Consider the following 23,426-nt stretch of genomic DNA (forward strand, 5'->3'; position numbering starts at 1 on the left):
GCGAGAGGTGCAGGTGGAGGCCTGTGTCGAGTGCCGGAGCGGCCAACTCCGTTTTCCGCGCGGCGAGTTGAGCGGCAGCGCCGCCCGGGGGGCGTCACTCGCCCGGGTCGGGCGTTCCCGTCATCAGTCGCGCATGGCGCAGCAGCCGCTGTTCGACCTCCTCGGCCGTCGCGACCCCGGAGAGGACGTCGATGCCGTACCCGTCCTCCAGGGCGACGAAGGACCGGGCGAGGAAGTCGGCGGGGGCCGCGAGGCGGAAGTCGCCGGAGGCCGCGCCCTCCTCCAGTACCCGCTGGTACAGGCCGGTCTGCTGGGCGAGGAAGGCGGTGTTGCGCGCGGCGGCGGCCTCCACCCGGAAGGCGACGGGCAGCAGTTCGTACAGCAGCCGGCTCGTCGTCTCGGCCTCGCCGGGGAACGGGATGCCGGACGCGACGCACGCCGAGAGCCGCGCCCACGCGGTGTCGCACGCCTCCACGGCGGCCCGGCGCCGCAGGACGTAGGTGTCGGTGCCCTGTTCGAACACGGCGACCAGCAGGTCGTTGATGTCCGGGTAGTAGTACAGGACCGAGGCCGGGGTCAGCCCCGCCTGCGCCGCTATGTCGCGCAGCCGCGCGTTCGTCACGCCGCGTTCGAGTACGGCCTGTGTCGCGGCCTGCACCAGTTGTGCGCGTCGGGCGGTCTGGTTGCGGGGGCGCGGCATGCGGTCATCCTCTCACGGCCTCGAACACGACCTCTTGACGCCTCCGTGTTCGTTAATCAAACTTCGTTTAACGAATCACGGAAGGCAGTCCCCCATGGCCTCACCCCTCCCTCTCGCGCTCGTCCAGGCCCCCGCGCCCCCGGCCGGGAACCTCGACACGTTCGCCTCCGGCCTGGAGCGACTGGCGCGGCAGCGGCCGGCAGTACGCCTGTACGTCTATCCCGAGCTCCACCTCGCCACCGCCGCCCCCGGCACCGTCCCCGGCGAGGACGGACCGGCCCCCGAGGAACTGGCCCAGCCGCTCGACGGCCCCCTCGACCGGCGGCTCGGCGAGCTCGCCGGGGACCTCGGTGTCTGGCTCGCCCCGGGCAGCCTGTACGAGCGGGGGGCGGACGGGAACGTCTACAACACCGCCCCGGTGTACTCGCCCGAGGGCCGCCGGGTGGCCGCGTACCGCAAGATCTGCCCCTGGCGCCCCTACGAGAGGGTCACGCCCGGCACCGAATTCGTCGTCTTCCGGATGGGGGAGTACGGCCGCGTCGGCCTGACCATCTGCTACGACGCCTGGTTCCCGGAGATCACCCGCAACCTGGCCCACCTGGGCGCCGAGCTGATCCTCAACGTCGTCCAGACGCCCACCAGCGACCGCGAGCAGGAGACCGTCCTGGCCCGCGCCAACGCCCTCACCAACCAGGTGTTCGTCGCCAGCGTCAACGCCGCCACCCCCACCGGGGTGGGGCGCAGCCTCCTGGTGGACCCCGAGGGCCGCGTCCGCGCCCACGCCCCCGGCGCCGACGACTGCGTCCTGACCGACGTCATCGACCTCGGCGAGACCGCCCGCGTCCGCCAGTACGGCACCGCGGGGCTCAACCGTCCCTGGCAGCAGTTCCGGCCCGGCGACGCCGCACTCGACCTGCCGCTCTACTCCGGCAGGATTGAACCCAGCACCTGGGGAGCCGGCCACGGCGGCTCACCCCTCACGGAACGGCACGAAGCCTCATGACCACCACCCCCGAGACCGGGACGACGTCCGGTCGCCTGGTGCCCAAGCTCGGCCTGCTGTCCCTCGTCGTCTTCGGCCTGGCCTACATGGCACCGGCCATCGTGGTGTCGACGTTCGGCGTCATCGCGGGCACCTCCGGCGGCGTGGCGCCCACCGCCTACCTCGTCGCCACCGTGGCCATGACGCTCACCGCGCTCAGCTACGGCAAGCTGGCCCGCGACTACCCCGCCTCCGGCTCGGTCTACACCTACGCCCGCAAGCTCCTCGGCTCCCGCATCGGCTTCCTCGCGGGCTGGGCCCTGCTCCTCGACTACCTCTTCCTGCCCATGGTCGCCTGGCTGATCCAGGCCCTCTACCTGAACGTGCAGTTCCCGGCGCTGCCGACCTGGGCCTGGCTGGTCGTCGTCATCGCCGTCACCACCCTCGTCAACGCGCTGGGCATCGTGCTGGCCGACCGCGTCAACAAGGTGCTGCTCGGGCTGACCAGCCTCGGCCTGCTGGCGCTCGTCGTGGTCTGCGTGCACACCCTGGGCGGCTCCTCCGCCTCCGACGGGGCGCACGCGCTGTGGAACCCGGCGGCCTCCGTCGGCACCGTCACCGCCGCCGCCGCGATCGCCGCGTACTCCTTCCTCGGCTTCGACGCCATCAGCACCCTCAGCGAGGAGGTGCGCGACCCCCAGCGCAACGTCCCGCGCGGCATCCTGCTCACGGTGATCGTCGGCGGCGGCATCTTCTTCGTCCTCTCGCTGCTGCTGCAGTGGGTGCACCCCGGCGCCGTCTTCGGCGACGAGTCCACCGCGGGCTACGAGGTGGCGATCCAGGCCGGCGGCAAGGGCTTCGCCAACGTCCTCAACGCCATCACCCTCATCGGCGGCATGGCCTCCTGCGTCGCCATCCAGGCCAGCACCAGCCGGCTGATGTACGTCATGGGGCGCGACGGCGTCCTGCCCCGCCGCACCTTCGGCACGCTGCACCCGAGGCTGCGCACCCCGCTGTTCAACCTGCTGCTCATCGCGGTGATCGGCCTCTTCGCCACCCAGCTCTCGCTGGAGACGGCCACCTCGTTCATCAACTTCGGCGCCTTCCTGGCCTTCACCCTGGTCAACGTCTGCGTCCTGACGGCCTGGGTGCGACACCGGCGTTCCGGCAACCACCGGTCCGTGCTCACCCACGCCGTACTCCCGGTCCTCGGCGCTGCGACCGACGTCTACCTGCTCACCAAGCTCAGCCACACCGCCGTCCTGCTCGGCCTGGGCTGGCTGGTCCTCGGCATCGTCTACCTGTGCGTCCTCACCCGCGGACTGCGCCGGGAACCGCCGGAGCTCCACCTGGAGGAGACCTCTTCCGAGGGGGCCCGCGTGACCGCGCCGGAGTGACCCGACGGCGTACGACCACTTCCCAGGCCCCGGAGCGTCGCTCCGGGGCCTCGCCGTGTCACCGGGCCCCTTCGGGGGTGCCCGATATGTGCATGTACTCCGCAACTTGATCGCGATAGGTAGACTGTTGATCAAGATTGCCCCAAGAGATCTCAAAAACATGGAGGGGGTCAGTGGTGAGCGCTCCACGCCTGAGCAGTACGCCGTTGCCGGGAATCGGCGTGCGGTACGACCTGACGACGAGGGAGAGGCGGCGGCTCTCGGTGGTGGCCCACCGCGACGGCGCCCGGACGCTGAGCGCCTACCGCACGGACGACCCCGACGCCTGCGCCCTGTCGGCGCGGCTCACCGCGGGCGAGGCGGAGGCGCTCATCGATGCCCTGCGGCCCGCCCACCAGAGCCCCAGCCTGCTCTCCACGACCGAACTCGGACTGGTCGCCGAGCGCATCGAACTCGCCGCCACCTCGCACTGGAACGGGCGGCTGCTGGGCGACACCCGGATGCGCACCGAGACCGGCGTCTCCATCGTCGCCGTCCTGCGCCTGGCCGAGGCGATCCCCTCGCCCACCCCGGACTTCCGGCTGGCGGGCGGGGACATCCTCATCATGATCGGCACCCGCGAGGGCGTCGACGCCGCCGCGGTCATACTCGGACGGGAGTGAGCGCCTGTGCACTCTTCCCCCGTCTTCCTCATCGAGTTCGGCAGCATCATCCTCGGCCTCGGCCTGCTCGGCCGGTTCGCCGCCCGCTTCCAGTTCTCGCCCATCCCGCTCTATCTGCTGGCCGGCCTCGCCTTCGGGCAGGGCGGGCTGCTGCCGCTCGGCGCGAGCGAGGAGTTCGTGGCGATCGGCGCCGAGATCGGCGTCATCCTGCTGCTGCTCATGCTCGGCCTCGAATACACGGCCAGTGACCTGGTCTCCAACCTCAAGACGCAGTACCCCGCCGGGCTCGTCGACGCCGCGCTGAACGCCCTCCCGGGCGCCGTCGCGGCCCTGCTGCTCGGCTGGGGGCCGGTGGCGGCGGTGGTGCTCGCCGGGGTCACCTGGGTCTCCTCCTCCGGCGTCATCGCCAAGGTCCTCGGCGACCTCGGGCGGCTCGGCAACCGCGAGACACCGACGATCCTGAGCATCCTCGTCCTCGAGGACCTCTCGATGGCCGTCTACCTGCCCATCGTCACCGCGCTGCTCGCCGGGTCGGGGCTCGCGGCCGGCAGCCTCACCCTGGCCATCGCGCTCGGCGTCGCCGGGCTGGTTCTCGTCCTCGCCGTGCGGTACGGGCGGCTGGTCTCCCGGTTCGTCTCCAGCGACGACCCGGAGAAGCTGCTCCTTGTGGTGCTCGGGCTCACGCTGGTGATCGCCGGGCTGGCGCAGCAGTTGCAGGTGTCGGCGGCGGTCGGCGCGTTCCTCGTGGGCATCGCGCTCTCCGGCGAGGTCGCCGAGGGCGCGCACCATCTGCTCGCGCCGCTGCGGGACCTCTTCGCGGCCGTCTTCTTCGTCTTCTTCGGCCTGCACACCGACCCCACCAGCATTCCGCCGGTGCTGCTTCCGGCGCTCGCGCTGGCCGTGGTCACCGCGCTGACGAAGATCGCCACGGGGTACTGGGCCGCGAAGCGGGCCGGGGTCTCGGCGGGGGCGCGCTGGCGGGCGGGCGGCACGCTCGTCGCCCGCGGCGAGTTCTCCATCGTCATCGCCGGGCTCGCGGTGACGGCCGGCATCGAACCGTCGCTCGGGCCGCTGGCCACGGCGTACGTACTCATCCTGGTCGTCGTCGGCCCGCTCACGGCCCGCTTCACGGAACCGGTCGCGCTGCGGATCACGGGGCGCCGGCGCGCCCCCGCGAACCGCCGCGACACGGATGCGGGGGACCCGCGCCCCCACGAGTCACTGGACACCCCGGAAGACACGGCGGCCCACCCCTGACACCGGCGCGCGCCCCCATCGCACCGGGGTGCGGCCCGGCGGTGCCCTGCGGCAGTGCCGAGCCCCGGGGGGGCGGACGCTTGAGTGGGATGGTGCGGCCCGGTGGGGGCTGGTCGCGCAGTTCCCCGCGCCCCTGGGGGGTGGGGGCTGGCCCCTGGGGGTGTGGCTGAGCCGGGCGACGGGACTGTCCTGGGCACTTCACGGTGCCCTGCGGCAGTCCCGCGCCCCCTCAGGGGCGCGGGGAACTGCGCGAGCGGCCACGACGGTCCCGCGGTCGCCGAACCGCACGCGCCCCCGAGCTCTGTTGCGCCGCGCGCCGCGCGCCGCGCGGACGTCAGCCGCGTCGGTTGCCCGCGGAGCCGCCCGCGCGGCGGCCGCGGCGGGGGGACGGGCCCCGCCGGCGTTCCGGCGCCGGGGCCGGCGCCGCGACGACGACCGGCACACCCGACGGCTCCCGCGCCCCCGTGATCCGCTCCAGTTCCGCGGGCTCACCCGCGGACACCCGCGTCGTCCGCGGCGTGATTCCCGCGTCCGCCATCAGCCGCGACATCTCCCGCCGCTGATGCGGCAGCACCAGCGTGACCACCGTGCCGGACTCACCCGCCCGCGCCGTACGACCACCCCGGTGCAGATAGTCCTTGTGGTCGCCCGGCGGGTCCACGTTGACGACGAGATCCAGGTCGTCGACGTGGATACCGCGCGCCGCGACGTTCGTCGCGATCAGCGCGGTCACGTGCCCGTCCTTGAACTGCGCCAGCGTCCGCGTCCGCTGCGACTGGGACTTGCCCCCGTGCAGCGCCGCCGCCCGCACCCCGACCGCCAGCAGCTTCTTGGCCAGCCGGTCCGCCGCGTGCTTGGTGTCGAGGAACATGATCACGCGCCCGTCGCGCGCGGCGATCCGCGCCGTCGTCGCGTGCTTGTCCTCGTCGTCCACGTGCAGCAGATGGTGCTCCATCGTGGTCACCGCACCCGCCGCCGGGTCCACCGAGTGGACCACCGGGTCGTGCAGATACCGCCGCACGAGCCGGTCGACGTTGCGGTCGAGCGTCGCGGAGAACAGCAGCCGCTGCCCGTCCGGACGGGTCCGGTCGAGCAGCGCGGTGACCTGGGGCATGAATCCCATGTCGGTCATCTGGTCGGCCTCGTCCAGGACGGTGAGGGCGACACTGTCCAGCCGGCAGTCGTCACGGTCGATGAGGTCCTTGAGCCGCCCGGGCGTGGCGACGACGACCTCCGCGCCGGCGCGCAGCGCGCTCGCCTGCCGGCCGAGCGACACGCCGCCGACCACCGTGGTGAGCCGCAGCCCGAGCGCACGGGAGTACGGGGTGAGGGCGGCCGTGACCTGCTGGGCCAGCTCGCGGGTGGGGACGAGGACGAGGGCCAGCGGATGCCGCGGCTCGGCCCGCTGCCCGTGGGTACGGGCCAGCAGGGCGAGCCCGAAGGCGAGGGTCTTGCCCGACCCCGTCCGCCCGCGGCCCAGTACGTCCCGTCCGGCCAGCGAGTTCGGCAGCGTCGCGGCCTGGATCGGGAAGGGCGCGGACACGCCCTGGGCGGTGAGGGTGGCCAGCAGCCGCGCCGGCAGGCCGAGCTCGGCGAACGCCTCGACCGGCGGCAGCGCCGGTGTGATCGTCGTCGGCAGCGCGAACTCTCCGTGCGCGGCGGCCGCACGGCCGCCCCGGCCACCACGGCCGGAGCCGGAACCCTGGCCCCCCGAGCGCTGCGGGGACGCGGAGCCCTGACCACTCGCCCGCTGCGGACGGGGACGGCGGCTGCGGGCGGAACGATTGTCGGTACGGGCGGGACGATTCATGCGGGGGCCTTCCTCGATGCGGCACGTATCGAGGAATTCCCGCGGCACCGGAAGCGCCGTCGAACGGCCGGTGACCGGCCGTGGGGGAATCGCAAGAATGAGCCGAAGAGACGTCGGACGGACGTCCGACGGAATGGAACTGGGGGAGTACATACAACGGGCTGGGACCCGCACCCCGAGAGTGCGGGTCCCAGCCGTGCAGAACGCGTCGGCGTCAGGCAGGAACGATGTTCTCGGCCTGCGGGCCCTTCTGGCCCTGCGTGACGTCGAAGGTCACCTTCTGGCCCTCCTGAAGCTCACGGAAGCCGGAGGTGGCGATGTTCGAGTAGTGGGCGAACACGTCGGCGCCGCCACCGTCCTGCTCGATGAAGCCGAAACCCTTTTCCGAGTTGAACCACTTCACGGTGCCAGATGCCATGTTGAATCTCCTTTGGGGCAGTGCCCGGAACCGCGTGTGCGGATCCGGCGCCGCAGCGACGATGTACCCGACCGAAGATTCGGAAGACCTCGGACGAAATGACGTCCGAAGGCCCCGGAAACGAAAAAAGTGCTCGTCGACGAAAGGTCGGAAGAGCACTCGAAGCCTCTGGTAACCAAAACTGCAACAGCGTCCACGCTAGCACAGTCGTGGCGGAGCGCCCCCGGTGACATGCAGGGGGCCGGCCGGCGGGCACCCCCGGGCGTGCGCCGGACCGTGCGCCGAGGTGCCCACCCGCGCCATAGGCGGAGAATGGCAGAGATGTCCGGAATGGGAGTCGAAGGTGGAAGCGGCGTCGGCGACACCGCCGGGGCCGATGTCGCCGGAGTGCCCGCGCTCGTCGGGGTCGGCGGCGTCGTCTGGGAACCGGCGGCCGGCCGGCTGTGCTGCGACCCCACGGCGCTGGCCGTGCTCGGCATGACCCGCGAGGAGTGCGAGGAGCACCCGGAGTCGCTGGCCGCCCGGGTGCTGGCCCAGGACATGCCCCGGCTGTTCGCCGAGGCCCGGCGGGTACTGGACCGGCAGACCGACTTCAGCCTCTACTTCCGGCTCCGGCACCCGGACGACGACGCCCGCTGGACCCACGCCCAGGGCCGGGTGCTGCGCGACACCGACGGACGCGTGCTGCGCGTGGTCGGCGTCGTCCGGGACGCCCGGCCCGACGTGGAGGCCCGCGAGTCCCACGCCGCGGACCCCACCGGCGCCCGCCACGCCGACATGGTGCAGGAGCTCACCACCGCGCTCACCCGGGCCGCCACCGTCGAGGAGGTCACCGAGGCCCTCGTCCGGGCGGGGCTGCTCGGTCCGGCCACGGTCAAGAGCGTCGCCGTCTGCTGCGAGGACCACGGCCATGTGCTGCTGCTGGCCTCCCGGGGCTTCCCGGCCCCGGTGGTCCGCGCGCTGCGGATGAGCCGGCTGGAGGACCCGCTGCCGCTGAGCGAGGCGATCCGCACCGGCCGGCCCGCCTTCCTCGACGACCACGCCGCCCTGCTCGAGGGCTACCCGCAGCTGCGCCGCCTGCTGCCCGCGGACGAGCGCGTCGGCTACGCCGTCCTGCCGCTGACCGCGCAGGGCCGGACCTTCGGCGCGGTCGGCCTGGCCTCCGAGGGCGGCGGTTTCCCGCCACGGGTGCGCACCGTGCTGCTCGCGCTCAGCGGCACCATCGCCCAGTCGCTCCAGCGCGCGCTCCTCTACGACCGCACCCGGGAGATGGCCGCCGGGCTCCAGACCAGCATGCTCCCGGCCCGGCTGCCGCAGACGCCCGTCCTCACCCTCGCCGCCCGCTACCGCCCCGCGCCGTTCGCCCACGAGGTCGGCGGCGACTGGTACGACGCGCTGCCGCTGTCCGGCGGCCGTACCGCCCTGGTCATCGGCGACGTCCAGGGGCACGACGTGCACGCCGCCGCCGTCATGGGGCAGTTGCGCACGGCCCTGCGGGCCTATCTCGCCGAGGGGCACTCGGCGCGGGCCGCGCTGAGCCGGGCCGGGCGGTTCCTCGCGGAACTGGGCACCGATCGGTTCGCCACCTGCACCCTCGCCGTGCTCGACCCGGGGGCCGACGAGGCGGAGATCGTCCGCGCCGGGCACCTCGGGCCGCTGGTGCGGCACGCGGACGGGCGGTGCGCCTGGTACCCCGTGGCCGGGGGGATGCCGTTGGGGATCTTCCCGGGGGAGGAGTGCCCCAGTACCCGGATTCCGTTCGGGGCGGGGGCGACGATGGTGCTGTGCACCGACGGGCTGGTGGAGTCACGGACGGCGGACATCCAGGAGGGCAAGGACGCGTTGGTGCGGGTGCTGGGGGCGGGGCCAGTGGGGGCGGGGCCGGTGGGGGAGGGGGCGTTGGAGCCGCTCGCCGATCATCTGCTGACCGCTGTCGCGGATCCGGCGGGGAACGCGGACGACATCGCGTTGCTCGTCGCCCGTCGGGCGGCGGCGCCTGATACCGATTGAACGATTCATCACAGTGCGGGTGTTGTGTGATCAAGTTGTGACGGCAACTGACCAGTATTCATCCAAGATCCGTTGACGTGGATCATGTGGGCTGTCTACCGTCCGGACAATCGCGTTGAAACCATTCACGCTGTCGTCAGCGCGGTGTAACTACTCAGCCCTGTAAAGGACTTGCGTCATGCGCTCGCCGAACGCCCGTCGTACCTGTGTCGCCCTGGCCGCCGCCGCCTCGCTCAGCGCGGCGCTCACCGCCTGCGGGGGCAACGAGGACGACAGCGCCTCGGGTGCGCGGTCGGCGGACCCCGACGCCACCGTCAAGACGGGCCTGACAGTGGCCTTCCTGCCCAAACAGCGGGACAACAACCTGTACTTCACCAACGCCGACCTCGGCGCCAAGTCGGCCGTCGAGGAACTCGGCTCCGCCTACGAGGACTTCGGCTCCAGCAGCGCCACCGACATCGCCGGGCAGAACGCGTACATCAAGATGCTCGCCCAGCAGGAGGTCGACGCCCTGGCCGTCTCCGCGCAGGATCCGGCCAAACTGTGCACCGAGTTGAAGAGCGCGATGAAGCAGGGCGTCGTGGTCGTCACCTACGACTCGGACACCAACCCCGAGTGCCGTGACGTCTTCGTCTCCCAGGCCTCCGCGGAGGACCTCGGCCGTACCGAGGTGCAGCTGATGGCCGAACAGATCGGCAACCAGGGCGAGATCGCGATCCTGTCCGCGTCCAGGACCGCGGAGAACCAGAACTCCTGGATCGACTACATGAAGGACGAGCTGAAGAAGCCCGCCTACAAGGACATGAAGCTGGTCGAGATCGCCTACGGCGACGACGACCCGGACAAGTCCGTCCAGGAGGCGCAGCGCCTGCTCCAGAAGTACCCCGGCCTCAAGGGCATCATCTCCCCGACCACCATCGGCATCGAGGCCGCGGCGCGCGTGGTGTCCGGGTCCGCCACGTACAAGGGCAAGGTGAAGATCACCGGTCTCGGCACACCCAACGAGATGCGCAAGTACGTCGAGGACGGCACGGTCGAGGCGTTCGAGCTGTGGGACCCGGCCAAGCTCGGCGAGCTCACCGCCCGCGCGGCCATCGCGCTGGCCTCGGGGCAGATCACCGGCGACAAGGGGGAGAGCTTCAAGGCCGGCGGCATGGGCGAGTACACCATCGGCGAGGACGGCGTGATCAACCTCGGCAAGCCGCAGGTCTTCGACAAGGACAACATCGACCAGTTCGACTTCTGACGCTCAGTCCTTGCCCAGCGCCCGCTGGTCGGCGAGCGCGATCGCCAGCTCGCCGGCCGCCGTCGGGTGCAGCGGCGCCCGGTCCGTCGTCCCCTGCACGAACGGCTGCTTCGTGCACAGCCCGTGCCCGGTGAACAGCGGCCGAACGGCGGTCGCGCCCGCGCTCTCGGCGCCCTTGCGCAGCACCGAGTTGAGGGCCGCGAGGCGGGAGCGCAGCACCTTGGCCTTCTCCTCGGTGAGCCCTTCGTCCTTGAGACAGCCGAGGTCCTCGCCGAAGGGGTCGTAGTACTCGTTGACCAGTACCTTCGGATGCTGGGGCAGGTCGGAGAGCTGGCTGAGCAGCTTCTCGTAGTCCAGCGTGAACCGGGAGATCCGGCGTTGGAAGAAGGCGTCCGAGGCCTTGTCGTCGCAGCTCGGCGAGGCGGCGCAGAGCCGGACGAGGTCCGCCCAGCCGACGTCGTTGGCCCCGACGCTGACGATGACCAGCGAGGCGTCCGTGGCCCGCTGCGCCTCGGCGAGCTGCGGCGGTGCCACCCGGTCGCCGAGTATCTGCACCCCGAGCAGCCCGTCGCGGACCGTGGCGCCGGAGCAGGCGAGGTTGAGCACCTTCCAGCGATTGTTCTCCGCGAGCACTCGCGCGTACGCGTCGGCGCTGCGCTTGCACGCCGTGTCCAGCGCGCCGGGGTCCGGCAGCGGCCGGTTGCCCGTGCCGGCCGCGGTGGAGTCCCCGAGGACCACGGCCCGTACGTCGCCGAGCACCGGGCCCTCGGCGCGCGGCACCGCGGTGACCGGGCTGCGGCCCACCAGGTCCGCGAGCGACCGCACCTTGCGCAGGGCGTCGGGGGTGGAGGAGGCCAGCAGGTAGAAGCCGACGGCGTTGAGCGCGCACACCACCGCGACGCCGGCCGCCAGCATCCGTACGGTGCGGCGCCACGGCATGCGGCGCAGTCCCGTCCAGGCGGCGAGCAGCAGCAGGACCAGGCCGACGGCGACGGCCGTCTCCCACAGGCCGTAGCCGAGCCAGCCCGAGGCCAGCCTGCCCTTGAGATGCAGTGCGAGCTGGCTGTGGTCGCCGGACTGGAGCAGATGGTCGACCTGGGAGTCGGTGGCGATGTGCGTGAGCTGGAGCCGCGGCCGGATCGGCCCGTCGAAGTGCACCTTCGTCGGGATCGGCCGGCCGAACAGATCGAGCTCACCGGGCCCGGACAGGCTCAGCCCCAGGGGCGCGGCCCCCACCCGGACGGTCTGGCCCGCCACCGTCACCGACTGGAGCGGCGTGATGCGCACGGCCAGCCACACGGCCGCGAGTGCCGCCGCGGCCATGCCGACGACATGGGCGAGGACGATCCCGGTGCGGCGCAGCACGGGGTGCGGGCGACGCAGTACCGGCTTGGCGCGGTCAAGCACCGGCTTCGCGCGGTCAAGCACCGGCCCGAGGCGGCGCGGCACCGGCCTCACCGGGCACCGCCCGCTCGCCCTCCGCGCCCGCCCGAGGCTTTGGCGGGGCTCCCCGCCGTTCTCGCGGCACCGCCCGCCGCTTCCGCGAGGCCGTCCGTCGGTCTTGCCGGTCCGTCCTCCGCGCTTCCCGTCGCTTCCTCCGGTCCTCCGGTCACTGCCGGTCGCCTCCGCCCCGTCGGTCCGTCGTCACCGGTCCGCGGGCGCCCGCGGACCACCGCGGGGGCGCACGCGCGCCGGTCATCCCGGTTGAAGTGCCCCGCGCCGGGCCTCCTACGCCTCTCCCGGCGGACGCCGTCCCTGGCCCGGGACGGCGTCCCGGAGCCGGTCGGCGATCCGGAGCACGGGGCCGAGCACCTTGTGCGCGGCGGGGGAGTGCGGTGCCGACGGGTGGGGGCGCAACGGCGCCCTCGTCAGGGTGATCCGCACCTTGTCCCCGAGGAAGACCAACTGCTCCTCGGAGACCTCGGCGGCGAGCAGCGGGAACAGCCGGTTCTCCTCGTCGGCCACATGGGCGCGGACCTCGCGGATCAGTTCCGTCAGCGCCCGGTCGAGGTCCGGGTGGCCCGCGGGCAGGCCGTCGAGGGCGGCGGCGAGCCGCTCGACGGCGGCGTGGTCGGCGATCTCCTTGTCCGCCAGGGCGTCCCCGTCCGGGACGTGCTCGCGCACCGCCGGGTACAGGAACGCCTCCTCTGCGGAGGAGTGCCGCATCAGCCGGCTCACGGCCCGGTCCGCGCAGACCCGGCGTTCCGGGCTCGACGGGGGCAGTTCCTCGATCCGCGCGAAGAGCCGCTCCACCTCGCGGTGGTCGCTGGTCAGTTCCTCGATGACGGTTCCGCCGTGCCACGGCATCGCGGTCACCTGCCTTCCGGGCCCTGGGCTGTCCCCGGCGCCGTACGCGGCCGGGCCGTTCGGCGGGTCCCCGTGGTCCGGTACGCCGAAACGGCGGGCGGAGCGGACGGCGTCCGCCGCGCGCCACCGTGTGCGGCCCCGGTGGTGCCGGGCGTATGTCATGAGGCGACGTCAGGATGCGGCCGGGCGCCGGGTCCTGCGGCCGTACGCCTCTTGATGCCGGTTTCAAGAAGTCGTGTCGATGTTGTTGACGCCGAGTCGAACAAGGCGCACATTACTTCTCGGTAGAACCGTTCGGTAACCGAGTGGCACCTCCCCGCTCCCCCCGTCACCCGTCCTCGCCGACGGCGTGCCCGGCGTCCCCGCGCCCTGCCGCCGCCGGCCTCTCTTGAGCCGCCGAGTTCCCCACCCGTACGCCGCCGGGCACCGCCGTGCCCGGATCCGGCCTGCCCGACTCCGAGGAGAGAGCAGAATGCCCAGACGTGCACTCCGCCGTGCCCTGACGGCCGCCGCCACCGCCGCGAGCGCACTGGCCCTCGGCCTGGCCGCCCCCAGCGGCGCCCACGCCGCCGCGCCCCTGCCGTACGTCGCCCTCGGCGACAGCTACAGCGCCGGTTCCGGCGTGCTGCCCGCCGACCTCTCGGCACCCCTGCTCTGCCTGCGCTCCACGCTGAACTACCCGCACGTCATCGCCGAACGCACCGGCGCCGACCTCACCGACGTCACCTGCGGCGCCGCCGAGACCGGCGATTTCACCGAGGCCCAGTACCCCGGCGTCCCCGCGCAGCTCGACGCGGTCAAGAGCGACACCCGCCTGGTCACCCTCACCATCGGCGGCAACGACAACGACACCTTCATCGGCGCCATGCTGGCCTGCGGCACCGCCGGCATCGTCACGGCCGGACACGGCAGCCCCTGCAAGACGCTGTACGGCAGCACGTTCGACGACCAGATCGACGACACCACCTACCCCGCCGTCAAGGCCGCCCTCCAGAAGGTGCGCGCCAAGGCACCCAACGCCCGGGTCGCCGCGCTCGGCTACCCCTGGATCATGCCGGCCACCGCCGACAGTTCCTGCTTCCTCAAGATGCCCATCGCCTCCGGCGACGTGCCGTACCTGCGCGGCATCCAGGCCCACCTCAACGAGGTCATCGGGCGGGCCGCCCGGGAGACCGGCGCCACCTTCGTCGACTTCTCCAAGACCTCCGACGGGCACGACGCCTGCGCGTCGAGCGGCACCCGCTGGATCGAGCCCCTCCTCTTCGGCACCAACGTCGTCCCCGTCCACCCCAACGCCCGCGGCGAGCGCGCGATGGCCGAGCAGACGATGTCGGCCCTCGGCCTCGGCTGACTCCCCGACCGGCCCACCGACCGGTGGCCCGCCGCCGTACCACGCCGGCGGCGGGCCACCACCTCGCTCACCGGCGAACCGCCCGGCTCAGCCGCGTCCGGACCGGTCGGTGACCGGAGGCCGGGCCGGAGCCTCGTCGTGGGAACGCCGGCGCCGCCGCACCCGCCACACCACGAGCAGCACCACCACGAGCACCGCGACCACGAGGGCGGCGGCCCGCCCGACCAGGCTCTCGGCGTGCTGGTACGCGGCGCCCGCCCCGTACCCCAGCAGCGTGAACCCGACCCCCCACACCAGCCCGCCCAACGCGTTGAACAGCAGGAACCGCCGGTACGGCATCCGCGAGGCCCCGGCCAACGCCGGCATCAGCGCGCGGAACAGCGCGACGAACCGGCCGAGGAACACCGCCGCCGGACCGCGCCGGCGCATCAGGTCGCTCGCCCTGTCCACGCCCTCGGAGTGACGCCGCAGCGGCCCGCTGTTCATGAGGCGCGGCCCGAGCCGGCGTCCGATCTCGTACCCGACGCTGTCACCCGTCACCGCGGCCAGTACCACCACGGCGGCCAGCAACCACACGTCCACGGCGCCCTGCCGCGCCAGCACCCCGCCGATGACCACCGCGGTCTCGCCCGGCAGGACGAAGCCGAAGAACAGCGCGTCCTCGGCGAACACCAGACCCGCGACCACGAGGTAGATCACGGGGCCGGACAGCCCGCTGAGCCAGTCGGTCACGACGTGCACCCGCCGACTCCTTCCCGCACCGGTCCGCCGGGGCGGTCCACGCGTACGTCGCCCCGGAGGACGGCGGGTTCCCCCGAGCGGCCTCGCGCAATCCGGCCGGCTCACTCGCGTGGCGGGACGCCGCCGGTGGTGTGCGTCAGGCCGGGCCCAGCAGGGCCGCGAGCGTGGTGAGCACGCCGTGCTCGGTGTGCGCGGGCGCGTGGTGGCGGGCGCGGAGCTTGATCTCCGGGTGGGCGTTGGCCATGGCGAAGGACCAGGTGGCCGTGTCGAGCATCTCCGCGTCGTTGAGGTAGTCCCCGAAGACCACCGTCTGCTCCGGCGTGATGCCGAGGCGCCGCTGGAGACCGCGTACGGCGGCGCCCTTGTTCGCGGTCGGGTTCATCACGTCGATCCAGTGCTCGCCGGACAGGACGACCTGGTGGGTGAGTCCGTACGGCTTCAGCGCGGGCGCGGTGCCCTCCTCGGCGCGGCCGAAGTCGTAGAAGGCGAGCTTGATGAGGTCGTCGTCGACGGCGGTGACGTCCTCGACCTGCTCCAGGCGCGCGTAGTACTTCCGTACCTCGGCGAGGAAGGCGGCGTCGGCGCGCTCGACGTAGGCGGACTTCTTGCCGCACACCACCGTGCCGACGTCGACTCCCTGCGCGGGCAGTTCCCGCATCGCGCCGACGACCTCGGTGACGACGTCGCGGTCCAGCACGTCGGAGCTGAGCTCACGGCCGTCCTGGACGACATAGGTGCCGTTCTCGGCGATGAAGACCGTGTCGGCGGCGGCCCGCCGGAACTGCTCCCGCAGGGTGGCGTACTGGCGTCCGCTGGCGGGACAGAAGACGATGCCGCGCCGTTCCATCCGGCGCAGCAGCGGCCAGAAGTCCTCGGGTATGCGGCCCTCGCCGTCCAGCAGGGTGCCGTCCATGTCGGTGACGACGAGCCGGATGTCGGGCCGGGCCTCGGACAGCGGAGAGGACGGGGGCGTCGGGTGGTGCGGGGAGGTCATGAATGTCCTGAGCGGGGCGGGTGTGTGGTCCTCCAGTGTAGTGAGGGACGTTTTCGGAGGTCGGCGGGGGTGCGTGGGGCTCCGCGCGGCATCGCCGCGCGGAGCCCTACGGGGTCAGGACGTGGTGCAGGAGACCGTCGGCCAGGTCCAGCTGCCGTTGGTCTGCACGGTGACGCCCCAGTTGTTGCCGCTGCCGTTCGGTTTCGCGGTGAGCACCTGCGCGCTGGGGTAACTGGCGCTGATGTTCCAGGTGGAGAGGATCTTCTCGGGGGAGGGCACGTTCATCGTGACCGTCCAGTTGCTGGAGCCGCTGACGGAGACGTTGAGGTTGTAGCGGTCGCCCCACGTCTGGCCGGCGGAGAGGGTGGCGGTGCAGCCACCGTTCCCGCCGCCGCCACCGCCGCCCCCGCCGCCGCCCGAACCGCCCCCGTCAGGGGCGACCGCACGGCCGGTGGAGGGGGAGATCATGCCGGAGCACAGCCCCTTGGAGGCCAGCGTCTGCGCGATGCGCGGGATCGCCGCGAGGGTGTTGGCGGGCCACTCGTGCATGAGGATGACCTGCCCGTTGCCGAGCCGGTTCACCGCCTGCACGATCGCGTCGGTGCTTGCGCCGTTCCAGTCCTGCGAGTCGACGTCCCAGATGACCTCGGTCAGCCCGTACTTGGCCTCGACCGCCTTCAGCGTGGAGTTGGTCTCCCCGTACGGCGGCCGGAACAGCTTCGGCGTGCCGCCGCCGGCGTTGGCGATGGCCTGCTGGGTCCGTGACACCTCCGAGTCGATCGCCGACTGGCTCTGCTGGACCAGATGCGGGTGGGTGTAGCTGTGGTTGCCCACCCACATGCCCGCGTTGACCTCGGCCGCCACCTGGGAGGGGTACGAGGCGGCGTACTGGCCCTCGTTGAACATGGTGGCCCGCAGCCCGTTCTGCTTCAGGGCGCCCAGCACGGCCGGGGTGTGGTCGTTGGACGGGCCGTCGTCGAAGGTGAGTCCGACGTACCCGTTGCAGGTGGCGGCCTGCGACGGGGCCGCGTCGATCACCGCCGTGCCCGCCACGGCCAGCGCGAGGACCGCCAGCCTGGCGACCAGGGAACGCAGCGCCGGTGGTGCCGTGGTGCTCAGTGGTGCCGTGGTTCTCATGGGGACCTCCTCTCCGTTCCGGTCGAGGTCAGCTCGCCGAGCAGCTGACGGTGGGCCAGGTCCAGGTGCCGTTGGTCTGGAGGGTGACGCCCCAGTTGTTGCCGCTGCCGTTGGGCTTCGCGGTGAGCACCTGCGCGCTGGGGTAACTGGCGCTGATGTTCCAGGTGGAGAGGATCTTCTCGGGGGAGGGCACGTTCATCGTGACCGTCCAGTTGCTGGAGCCGCTGACGGAGACGTTGAGGTTGTAGCGGTCGCCCCACTTTTCGCCGGCGGAGAGGGTGGCGGTGCAGCCGCCGTTCCCGCCACCACCACCTCCGCCCCCGCCTCCGCCGCCTCCGCCACCGCCGGAACCGCTGTCACCCACCGTGATGTTGGAGTTGCCGCTGCTCTGGTAGCCCTCGGTCGCCAGGATCATGTAGTGGTTGAGGGTGCCGAGCGGCATGCCATGGCTCGCCCACGCGTCGAAGTGGTTGCCGGTGGTGATGGTGCCGCCGGTGCGCTTGGACTGCCGGACGCTCCAGTACTGGTTGAACGTCTTGTTGTCGCCCTCGATGGAGGGGGCGTTGGTGCGGGTCGTCTCGTAGATGTCGTACGTGCCGCCGTCGCTCGTGACCGTGCCCTTGTAGTTGCCGGTGGGCCGGTAGGTGCCCCAGTTGTCGACGATGTAGTACTCGACGAGCGGGTTCGACGACCAGCCGTAGAGCGACAGGTAGGCGTTGCCGGACGGGTTGAAGCTGCCCGAGTAACTGACGGCCCTGCGGCTGCCGTTGCTCCAGCCCTTGCCCGCGACGAAGTTCCCGGTGTTCCGCCAGGAGGTGCTGTAGTTGCCGCCGGACCCGGTGTTCATGGAGACGGTGCCCTGGCTGTCGGTCCAGAACGAGTAGAAGTAACCGCCGCTGGTACCGGTCTGGTTCGAGGTGATCGTGTCGGCACTCGCGGTGCCGGACAGCATCAGCGAGGCCACGGCGGCCAGGGCCACGGCCCAGGCTGCCCTGACGAGCAGGGTGAGGCGGCCGCCTGCGCGGCCTCTGGGATGGACGAGCGCGTTCATGTCGGTTGCGTCCTCCTGCGGATCGGCTGGAGTGGGGGGTGGGCGGCGCCGGCACGGCCCGTGGGGCTCTCAACGGCGAACAGTGTTGGCCTGACCTTGTCAACTGTCAATAGTTTCGGGTGCGTTGACGAAACCTTCGAGAGTTTCGCGGTTGCGGGGAGGGGAGTACGTGCTGGTCACGCTCATCGATGAGGGGGTGGCCTCGAAAGTCAGACTTAATGCCGTGGGGTGTCAGGTGGCATCCGGTGCCGTATGTGCGAAACTTTCGGTGCCTTTCGTGTCGTGGTGTCGGGTAGCTTCCGGAGTGTCGGGGGCGGTGCATGGAAACCCGGCCGGGCAGGGAACGATGGGGTGAGGAATCGGGCGGGGTGAAGGAGCGCGGTGAGCGAGCGTCAGGACCGGGAGTGGACTGCCATGACGCCCGGCGACTTCGACCGGGAGGCACCGCTGTGCTTGAACGTGGGCACCGGGCCCACCCCCGTGCCGGCCGAGCCCGACGCGTACGGCACCGCGCCCCTGTTCGGCGACGAGGCCCCGGCCCGGCCCCCGGCGCCCCGGCCCGCCGGACGCCGGACGGTCCGCGTCGAACAGGACCGGCTGTTCTAGGGCGCTGACCGCTTCGGTTCCGTCGGCCGCCGACATGCCCGAAAGGTCCGCAACGCCCGTCGCGCCTATATTGGCCTGGTGATCGGTCGTCTGGATTTCCTGCACGCCGCCGACGACAGTGTCACCGACAGTGACGTGCTCCGGCTCGCCCTGCAGCACGCGATGGCGGAGCTGGGCGCCCTGGGCGGATGCGTTCATGTGCGCGGGAGCGGGGGAGAGCTCCACCTCGTGTCCTCGGCGGGTCTGCCCGCGGTGTCCGTACGGGCCTGGGAGGTGCTGCCCGCTGACAGCGCCTCCGCGACGGCGCGGGCGGTGGGCTGCGACGGGCGCGCCTGGGACCCGCCCGGCAGCCGGCCCGCCGACGCCGTGCTGCCGCCGGCCGGCGCGGCCGGCCGAATCGCCGTCCCGCTGCACGGCGCGGAAGGACGTGTCGGCGCCCTCACCCTGCTGACCGGCCGCCGCCGGGAGCCCTCGGCCGAGGACTGGCGGTTCCTGCGCCGGGTCGCCGACTGGGTCCAGGACCGGCTCACCGCCCGGCCCCTGCCCGACCCACCGGCCCGCACGCCGGGGACGAGCCCCGCGGAGCCCACGGCCCCCGCCCCCGCCGACGCGCGGGAACTCGCCCGCGCCCTCTGGGACGCCGAGGACGCCCTCCTCCGCGTCGACACCGCCTGGCGGGTCACCGCCGCCAACCCCGCAGCCCGTGCCCTGCTCGGTCACCCGGACGGGCCCACCGCCGTCGGCCGGGTCCTGTGGCAGGAGCCCGGTCCCTGGCAGACGCCGGAGGCCGAGGAACGGTGCCGCCTCGCCGTCGCCCGCGGGCGCGCCGCCGGTTTCGACACCGTCCTGCCCGCCACCGGCCGCTGCCACCACGTGCGGGTGCTGCCCGCGCCCGGCGGCGCCGTCCTGCACGTCATGGAGGCGGGCGCGTGGCGGCGCCGCCAGGCCGACGAGGTGGCCGCCATCCGCGACTCCGCCGAACGGGCCCGCAGCACCGTCGAGCTGACCACCGCGCTGGCCGCCGCCCGCACGTCCCAGGACGTGGTCACCGCGGTGGCCGAGCGCGTACTGCCGCCCTTCGCGGCCCACGGCCTGCTCGTCCTCGTCCGGGAGGGCGACCGCCTCGCACACATCGGCTCCGTGGGCTACCCCCGGTCCTTCCTGGACGACATGGGCGGCACCCGGGGCATGACCATGACCGGCCACCTGCCCGCCGAACGGGCGCTCCTGCGCGACGAGCCCCTGTTCTACGCGTCCCGCGAGGAGTGGCTGGCGGACAACCCCGGCGACGACCGGCCGCCCAGCACCAAACAGGCCTGGGCGTTCCTGCCGCTCACGGCCTCGGGGCGCACCTTCGGCGTCTGCGTCATGGCCTTCGACACCGAGCGCCGCCTCACCCCCGAGGAACGCACCCTGCTCCTCGCCGTCAGCGCCCTGGTGGCCCAGGCGCTGGAGCGGGCCCGGCTGTCCGACGCCGAACTCACCCGCTCCCGCGAGCTCCAGCGCGATCTGCTGCCCCGGCACCTGCCCCGGCTGCGCGAGGCGACCGCCACGGCCCGCTACGTGCCGGCCGGACAGGGCTCGGACGTGGGCGGCGACTGGTACGACCTCATCCCGCTCTCGGCGGGGCGGGTCGCCCTGGTGTGCGGGGACGTGATGGGGCACGGACTGTCCGAGGCGGCCACGATGGGCCGGCTGCGCACCGCGACGCACACCCTGGCCGCCCTCGAACTGCCGCCGGACGAACTGATGGGCCACCTCAACGACATCGTCGCGGAGATCGGCCCCGACGCCTACGCCACCTGCCTCTACACGCTGTACGACGCCACCACCGGCACCTGCACCGTCGTCCGGGCCGGTCATCCGCCCCCGCTGGTGGTCCACGCGGACGGCCGTACCGCCTACCCGGACGTCCCCGACAACCCGCCGCTGGGCGGCGCCCGGCCGCCTTTCGAGACGGCGGAGCTGACACTGCCGCCCGACAGTCTGCTGCTCCTCTACACCGACGGCCTGGTCGAGTCGGCGCAGCGGGACATCGACGAGGGCATGGCCGCGCTCGCCCGGCTGGTGGCCGCCGCCGACCGCACCGACCTCGACCGGCTCGCCGACCATCTCGTCGCCCGGCTCCTGCCCGGCGGGCAGCCCGCCACGGACGACGCCGCGCTCCTCGTGGCCTCCCTGCACGCGCTGCCCCGGGCGGACGTGGCGTCCTGGCGGCTGCCCGACGGTCCCCGGGCGGCGGGCGAGGCGCGCCGGCACGTACGGGAGCAGCTGGCGACCTGGCATCTGGACGACCTGTCCGTGACGACGGAACTGCTCGCGAGTGAACTCGTCGGGAACGTGGTCCGGCACGCCAGGGGACCCATCGGCTTCCGGCTGCTGCGCACCGGCGCCCTGGTGTGCGAGGTGTCCGACGCCAGCCTCACCATGCCGCGCATCCGGCGCGCCTCGGAGACCGACGAGGGCGGCCGGGGGCTGCAGTTGGTGAGTGTGCTGGCCGAGCGGTGGGGCAGCCGGTTCACGCCCGACGGCAAGACCATCTGGACCGAGCAGCCATTGACACCGTCACCCGAGACGGTCGCCGAGGCACTGCTCTCCCTGGCGGACGCGGACTGACGCCGCGGCCCCCGCACGGGTGTGCCGTGCGGGGCGGCAGGGACGGCGGCCGACCGTGTACAGTCCCTGGCGCACGCCAACAACCCTGCTCCACCCCCGTGTTCACGGTGCGCGCGGTGCGGCTGCGACGGCGTGCCGACCCCCACGAGCACACGGAAGCCAGGTACCGCAGTGCATGAGCGCAAGCCGCGTTGGCGGCTGCCCCTGACCGTCACGGCCGGACTGCTGGCCGCCACGGGACTCGCCACCGCCCCGCCCCTCGCCCTCGCGTCGTCCTCGAAGTCCTCGGGGGCCTCGGCCAACGCACCGGCGCAGAGCGCGGACGCCACCCGGCAGAGCGCCTTCGCGCGGGCCGCGGCGGAGTACCACGTACCCCTGCCCGTGCTGCTCGCCGTCGCCTACCACGAGTCCGCGTGGGACGCGCCCGAGGGCGAGCACAGCACCAGCGGCGGCTACGGCCTCATGCATCTCACCGACGTGACGCCGAAGATGATGGCCGCGGGCGAGGCGGGCGCGGCCGGCCGCGCCGACGTCGAGAAGCTGGCCGCCGACCCCGCCCTGCACACCCTGGACGCGGCGGCCGGTCTGACGGGCATGTCGTCCGGCGCGCTGCGCGACGACGAGGACGCCAACATCCGCGGCGGCGCCGCCCTGCTCGCCTCCTACGCCAGGGCCACCGTCGGTGACACCCCGTCCGATCCCGGCAAGTGGTATGCCGCCGTGGCCCGTTACAGCGGCTCCCAGGACGAGCGTGCCGCCCGCGCCTTCGCCGACCGGGTCTTCGCCACGATCCGCGGCGGCGCCGCCGAGACCACCGGGGACGGCCAGCGCGTACGGCTGTCCGCCGCGCCGGACGTCAAGCCCGCCACCGGCCAACTGGCCGCGCTGGACCTGAAGAAGACGGCCGCCGACGACACCGAGTGCCCGGCGGAGCTCGACTGCTCCTTCGTCGCGGCGGCACCGGCCAACGGCCAGGTCTCGAACCGGCCCGCCAACGGCATCCGGATCGACTCCATCGTCCTCCACGACACCGAGTCGTCCTACGAGTCGGCCATCAACACCTTCCAGCAGCCGGGCGGCGGTTCGGCGCACTACGTCATCCGCTCCTCGGACGGCGCGGTCACCCAGATGGTGCCCACCAAGGACCTCTCCTTCCACGCGGGCAACTACTCGGTCAACATGCACTCCCTCGGCATCGAGCACGAGGGGTACGCCGCCTCCGGGGGCACCTGGTACACCCAGACCGAGTACGAGACCAGCGCCGCCCTCGTCCGCTACCTGGCCGACCGCTTCGACATCCCGCTGGACCGGCAGCACATCATCGGCCACGACAACGTGGCCGGGCCCAGCTCCGCCCTCGTCTCCGGCATGCACTGGGACCCGGGCCCGTCCTGGGACTGGCAGCGCTTCATGCGCCTGGTCAAGGCCCCGGTCGGCGGCAGGCACGGGGTCGGCCCGGTCGGCACGGCCGTGACGATCACCCCCGGGTACGCGGACAACGAGCAGACCGTGCGGGTGTGCCCGTCCGACGACCCCACGGGGAACACGCCGGAGTGCACCGAGCGCACCCAGCCGTCGAACTTCGTGTACCTGCGCACCGCGCCCAGCGACACCGCCCCGCTCTTCGGCGACCAGGCCCTGCACGCCGACGGCGTCGGCACCGACCGCGTCAACGACTGGGGCAGCACCGCACAGGCCGGTCAGCAGTTCGTCGTCGCCGGGCGCGAGGGCGACTGGACGGCCATCTGGTTCAGCGGCGAGAAGGTGTGGTTCCACAACCCGCACGGCTGCAACACGACCCCCGCCCACGACGTGACGCTGGTCGGCGCGGCCGGCACCTCGCCGGTGGCGGTGTACGGGTCGAGCTACCCGGACGCCGACGAGTACCCCGACGGCCTCTCGCCCTCCACACAGGCCCCGCTCAGCGCCTACCAGGTGCCGCCCGGCCAGGCCTACGTGGCCACCGCGCGGGCCGAGCCCACCGACGACTACTTCCCCTCCAGCGGCAAGGTCGTGACCGGCGCCAAGAAGATGTACACCATCCAGTACAACCACCGCACGGCCCTGGTCTACGAGGGTGACGTGACCGCCGGGCAGTGACGGCCCACCGGCACCGACCGGGCCCCTCGCCCGCCGCGCCG

General features: G+C 72.8%; 19 protein-coding genes. 10 read left to right on the forward strand and 9 right to left on the reverse strand.

The window, feature by feature from the left end:
- Positions 1 to 94: 94 nt before the first annotated feature.
- On the reverse strand, positions 95 to 700 hold the full coding sequence (locus tag OIE12_RS31590; RefSeq protein WP_329141324.1) for a TetR/AcrR family transcriptional regulator: 606 nt from the start codon (positions 698 to 700) through the stop codon (positions 95 to 97).
- Between the two features lie 94 nt (positions 701 to 794).
- On the opposite strand from OIE12_RS31590, the gene OIE12_RS31595 reads away from it, so the two are divergent.
- The 4 genes from OIE12_RS31595 (at position 795) to OIE12_RS31610 (ending at position 4,998) form a co-directional block, all read left to right on the forward strand.
- Positions 795 to 1,703 (forward strand): carbon-nitrogen hydrolase family protein, encoded by a 909-nt coding sequence (locus tag OIE12_RS31595; protein ID WP_329141326.1) that lies wholly within the window; start codon positions 795 to 797, stop codon positions 1,701 to 1,703.
- Positions 1,700 to 3,079 carry an APC family permease gene (locus OIE12_RS31600; protein WP_329141328.1) on the forward strand — a complete coding sequence of 460 codons (1,380 nt, stop codon included), beginning with the start codon at positions 1,700 to 1,702 and terminating at the stop codon, positions 3,077 to 3,079. The genes OIE12_RS31595 and OIE12_RS31600 overlap by 4 nt, the downstream gene beginning before the upstream one ends.
- Before the next feature lie 176 nt (positions 3,080 to 3,255).
- Positions 3,256 to 3,741 (forward strand): cation:proton antiporter regulatory subunit, encoded by a 486-nt coding sequence (locus tag OIE12_RS31605; RefSeq protein ID WP_329141330.1) that lies wholly within the window; start codon positions 3,256 to 3,258, stop codon positions 3,739 to 3,741.
- 6 nt (positions 3,742 to 3,747) lie between these two features.
- Positions 3,748 to 4,998, forward strand: coding sequence for a cation:proton antiporter (locus OIE12_RS31610; RefSeq protein ID WP_329141332.1), 1,251 nt, complete (start codon positions 3,748 to 3,750; stop codon positions 4,996 to 4,998).
- Positions 4,999 to 5,332: 334 nt separating this feature from the next.
- Here the strand turns inward: OIE12_RS31610 and OIE12_RS31615 are convergent, their stop codons facing one another.
- Positions 5,333 to 6,808, reverse strand: a complete 1,476-nt coding sequence (locus tag OIE12_RS31615; protein WP_329141334.1) for a DEAD/DEAH box helicase — start codon at positions 6,806 to 6,808, stop codon at positions 5,333 to 5,335.
- A gap of 214 nt (positions 6,809 to 7,022) precedes the next feature.
- Positions 7,023 to 7,226 carry a cold-shock protein gene (locus OIE12_RS31620; protein WP_030379203.1) on the reverse strand — a complete coding sequence of 68 codons (204 nt, stop codon included), beginning with the start codon at positions 7,224 to 7,226 and terminating at the stop codon, positions 7,023 to 7,025.
- A gap of 321 nt (positions 7,227 to 7,547) precedes the next feature.
- Here OIE12_RS31620 and OIE12_RS31625 point away from each other — a divergent pair, with 321 nt between their 5' ends.
- Positions 7,548 to 9,236: a SpoIIE family protein phosphatase gene (locus OIE12_RS31625; RefSeq protein ID WP_329141337.1), complete on the forward strand. Its 1,689-nt coding sequence runs from the start codon at positions 7,548 to 7,550 to the stop codon at positions 9,234 to 9,236.
- 178 nt (positions 9,237 to 9,414) lie between these two features.
- The gene (gene rhaS, locus OIE12_RS31630) at positions 9,415 to 10,482 is read left to right on the forward strand and encodes a rhamnose ABC transporter substrate-binding protein (protein ID WP_329141339.1); all 1,068 of its coding nucleotides are present in this window, start codon (positions 9,415 to 9,417) and stop codon (positions 10,480 to 10,482) included.
- A gap of 3 nt (positions 10,483 to 10,485) precedes the next feature.
- Here the strand turns inward: rhaS and OIE12_RS31635 are convergent, their stop codons facing one another.
- Entirely contained in the window at positions 10,486 to 11,910 is a 1,425-nt protein-coding gene (locus OIE12_RS31635; protein ID WP_329141342.1) for an SGNH/GDSL hydrolase family protein, read from the reverse strand.
- A 300-nt stretch (positions 11,911 to 12,210) separates the two neighbouring features.
- Positions 12,211 to 12,789, reverse strand: a complete 579-nt coding sequence (locus OIE12_RS31640) for a hemerythrin domain-containing protein (protein ID WP_329142342.1) — start codon at positions 12,787 to 12,789, stop codon at positions 12,211 to 12,213.
- Positions 12,790 to 13,261: 472 nt separating this feature from the next.
- Between OIE12_RS31640 and OIE12_RS31645 the strand changes: the two genes are divergently transcribed.
- Entirely contained in the window at positions 13,262 to 14,140 is an 879-nt protein-coding gene (locus tag OIE12_RS31645) for an SGNH/GDSL hydrolase family protein (protein WP_329141344.1), read from the forward strand.
- Between the two features lie 87 nt (positions 14,141 to 14,227).
- On the opposite strand, the gene OIE12_RS31650 is transcribed toward OIE12_RS31645, so the two are convergent.
- The 4 genes from OIE12_RS31650 to OIE12_RS31665 all read right to left on the reverse strand — a co-directional run bounded on the left by OIE12_RS31650 (position 14,228) and on the right by OIE12_RS31665 (position 18,063).
- Entirely contained in the window at positions 14,228 to 14,881 is a 654-nt protein-coding gene (locus OIE12_RS31650) for a DedA family protein (RefSeq protein ID WP_329141346.1), read from the reverse strand.
- A 136-nt stretch (positions 14,882 to 15,017) separates the two neighbouring features.
- The gene (locus OIE12_RS31655; protein ID WP_329141348.1) at positions 15,018 to 15,875 is read right to left on the reverse strand and encodes a Cof-type HAD-IIB family hydrolase; all 858 of its coding nucleotides are present in this window, start codon (positions 15,873 to 15,875) and stop codon (positions 15,018 to 15,020) included.
- Between the two features lie 114 nt (positions 15,876 to 15,989).
- On the reverse strand, positions 15,990 to 17,012 hold the full coding sequence (locus tag OIE12_RS31660) for a polysaccharide deacetylase family protein (RefSeq protein ID WP_329141350.1): 1,023 nt from the start codon (positions 17,010 to 17,012) through the stop codon (positions 15,990 to 15,992).
- A 28-nt stretch (positions 17,013 to 17,040) separates the two neighbouring features.
- Complete coding sequence (locus tag OIE12_RS31665; RefSeq protein WP_329141352.1) at positions 17,041 to 18,063, reverse strand: glycoside hydrolase family 11 protein; 1,023 nt, start codon at positions 18,061 to 18,063, stop codon at positions 17,041 to 17,043.
- Positions 18,064 to 18,444: 381 nt separating this feature from the next.
- Between OIE12_RS31665 and OIE12_RS31670 the strand changes: the two genes are divergently transcribed.
- From OIE12_RS31670 to OIE12_RS31680, 3 genes are all read left to right on the forward strand, one after another.
- Positions 18,445 to 18,669 carry a hypothetical protein gene (locus OIE12_RS31670; RefSeq protein WP_329141354.1) on the forward strand — a complete coding sequence of 75 codons (225 nt, stop codon included), beginning with the start codon at positions 18,445 to 18,447 and terminating at the stop codon, positions 18,667 to 18,669.
- A 78-nt stretch (positions 18,670 to 18,747) separates the two neighbouring features.
- On the forward strand, positions 18,748 to 21,285 hold the full coding sequence (locus tag OIE12_RS31675) for an ATP-binding SpoIIE family protein phosphatase (RefSeq protein WP_329141356.1): 2,538 nt from the start codon (positions 18,748 to 18,750) through the stop codon (positions 21,283 to 21,285).
- A gap of 171 nt (positions 21,286 to 21,456) precedes the next feature.
- Complete coding sequence (locus OIE12_RS31680; RefSeq protein WP_329141358.1) at positions 21,457 to 23,385, forward strand: N-acetylmuramoyl-L-alanine amidase; 1,929 nt, start codon at positions 21,457 to 21,459, stop codon at positions 23,383 to 23,385.
- The last annotated feature ends 41 nt before the right edge of the window (positions 23,386 to 23,426 follow it).

Source organism: Streptomyces sp. NBC_00670, from assembly GCF_036226765.1.
Classification (GTDB): Bacteria; Actinomycetota; Actinomycetes; order Streptomycetales; family Streptomycetaceae; genus Streptomyces.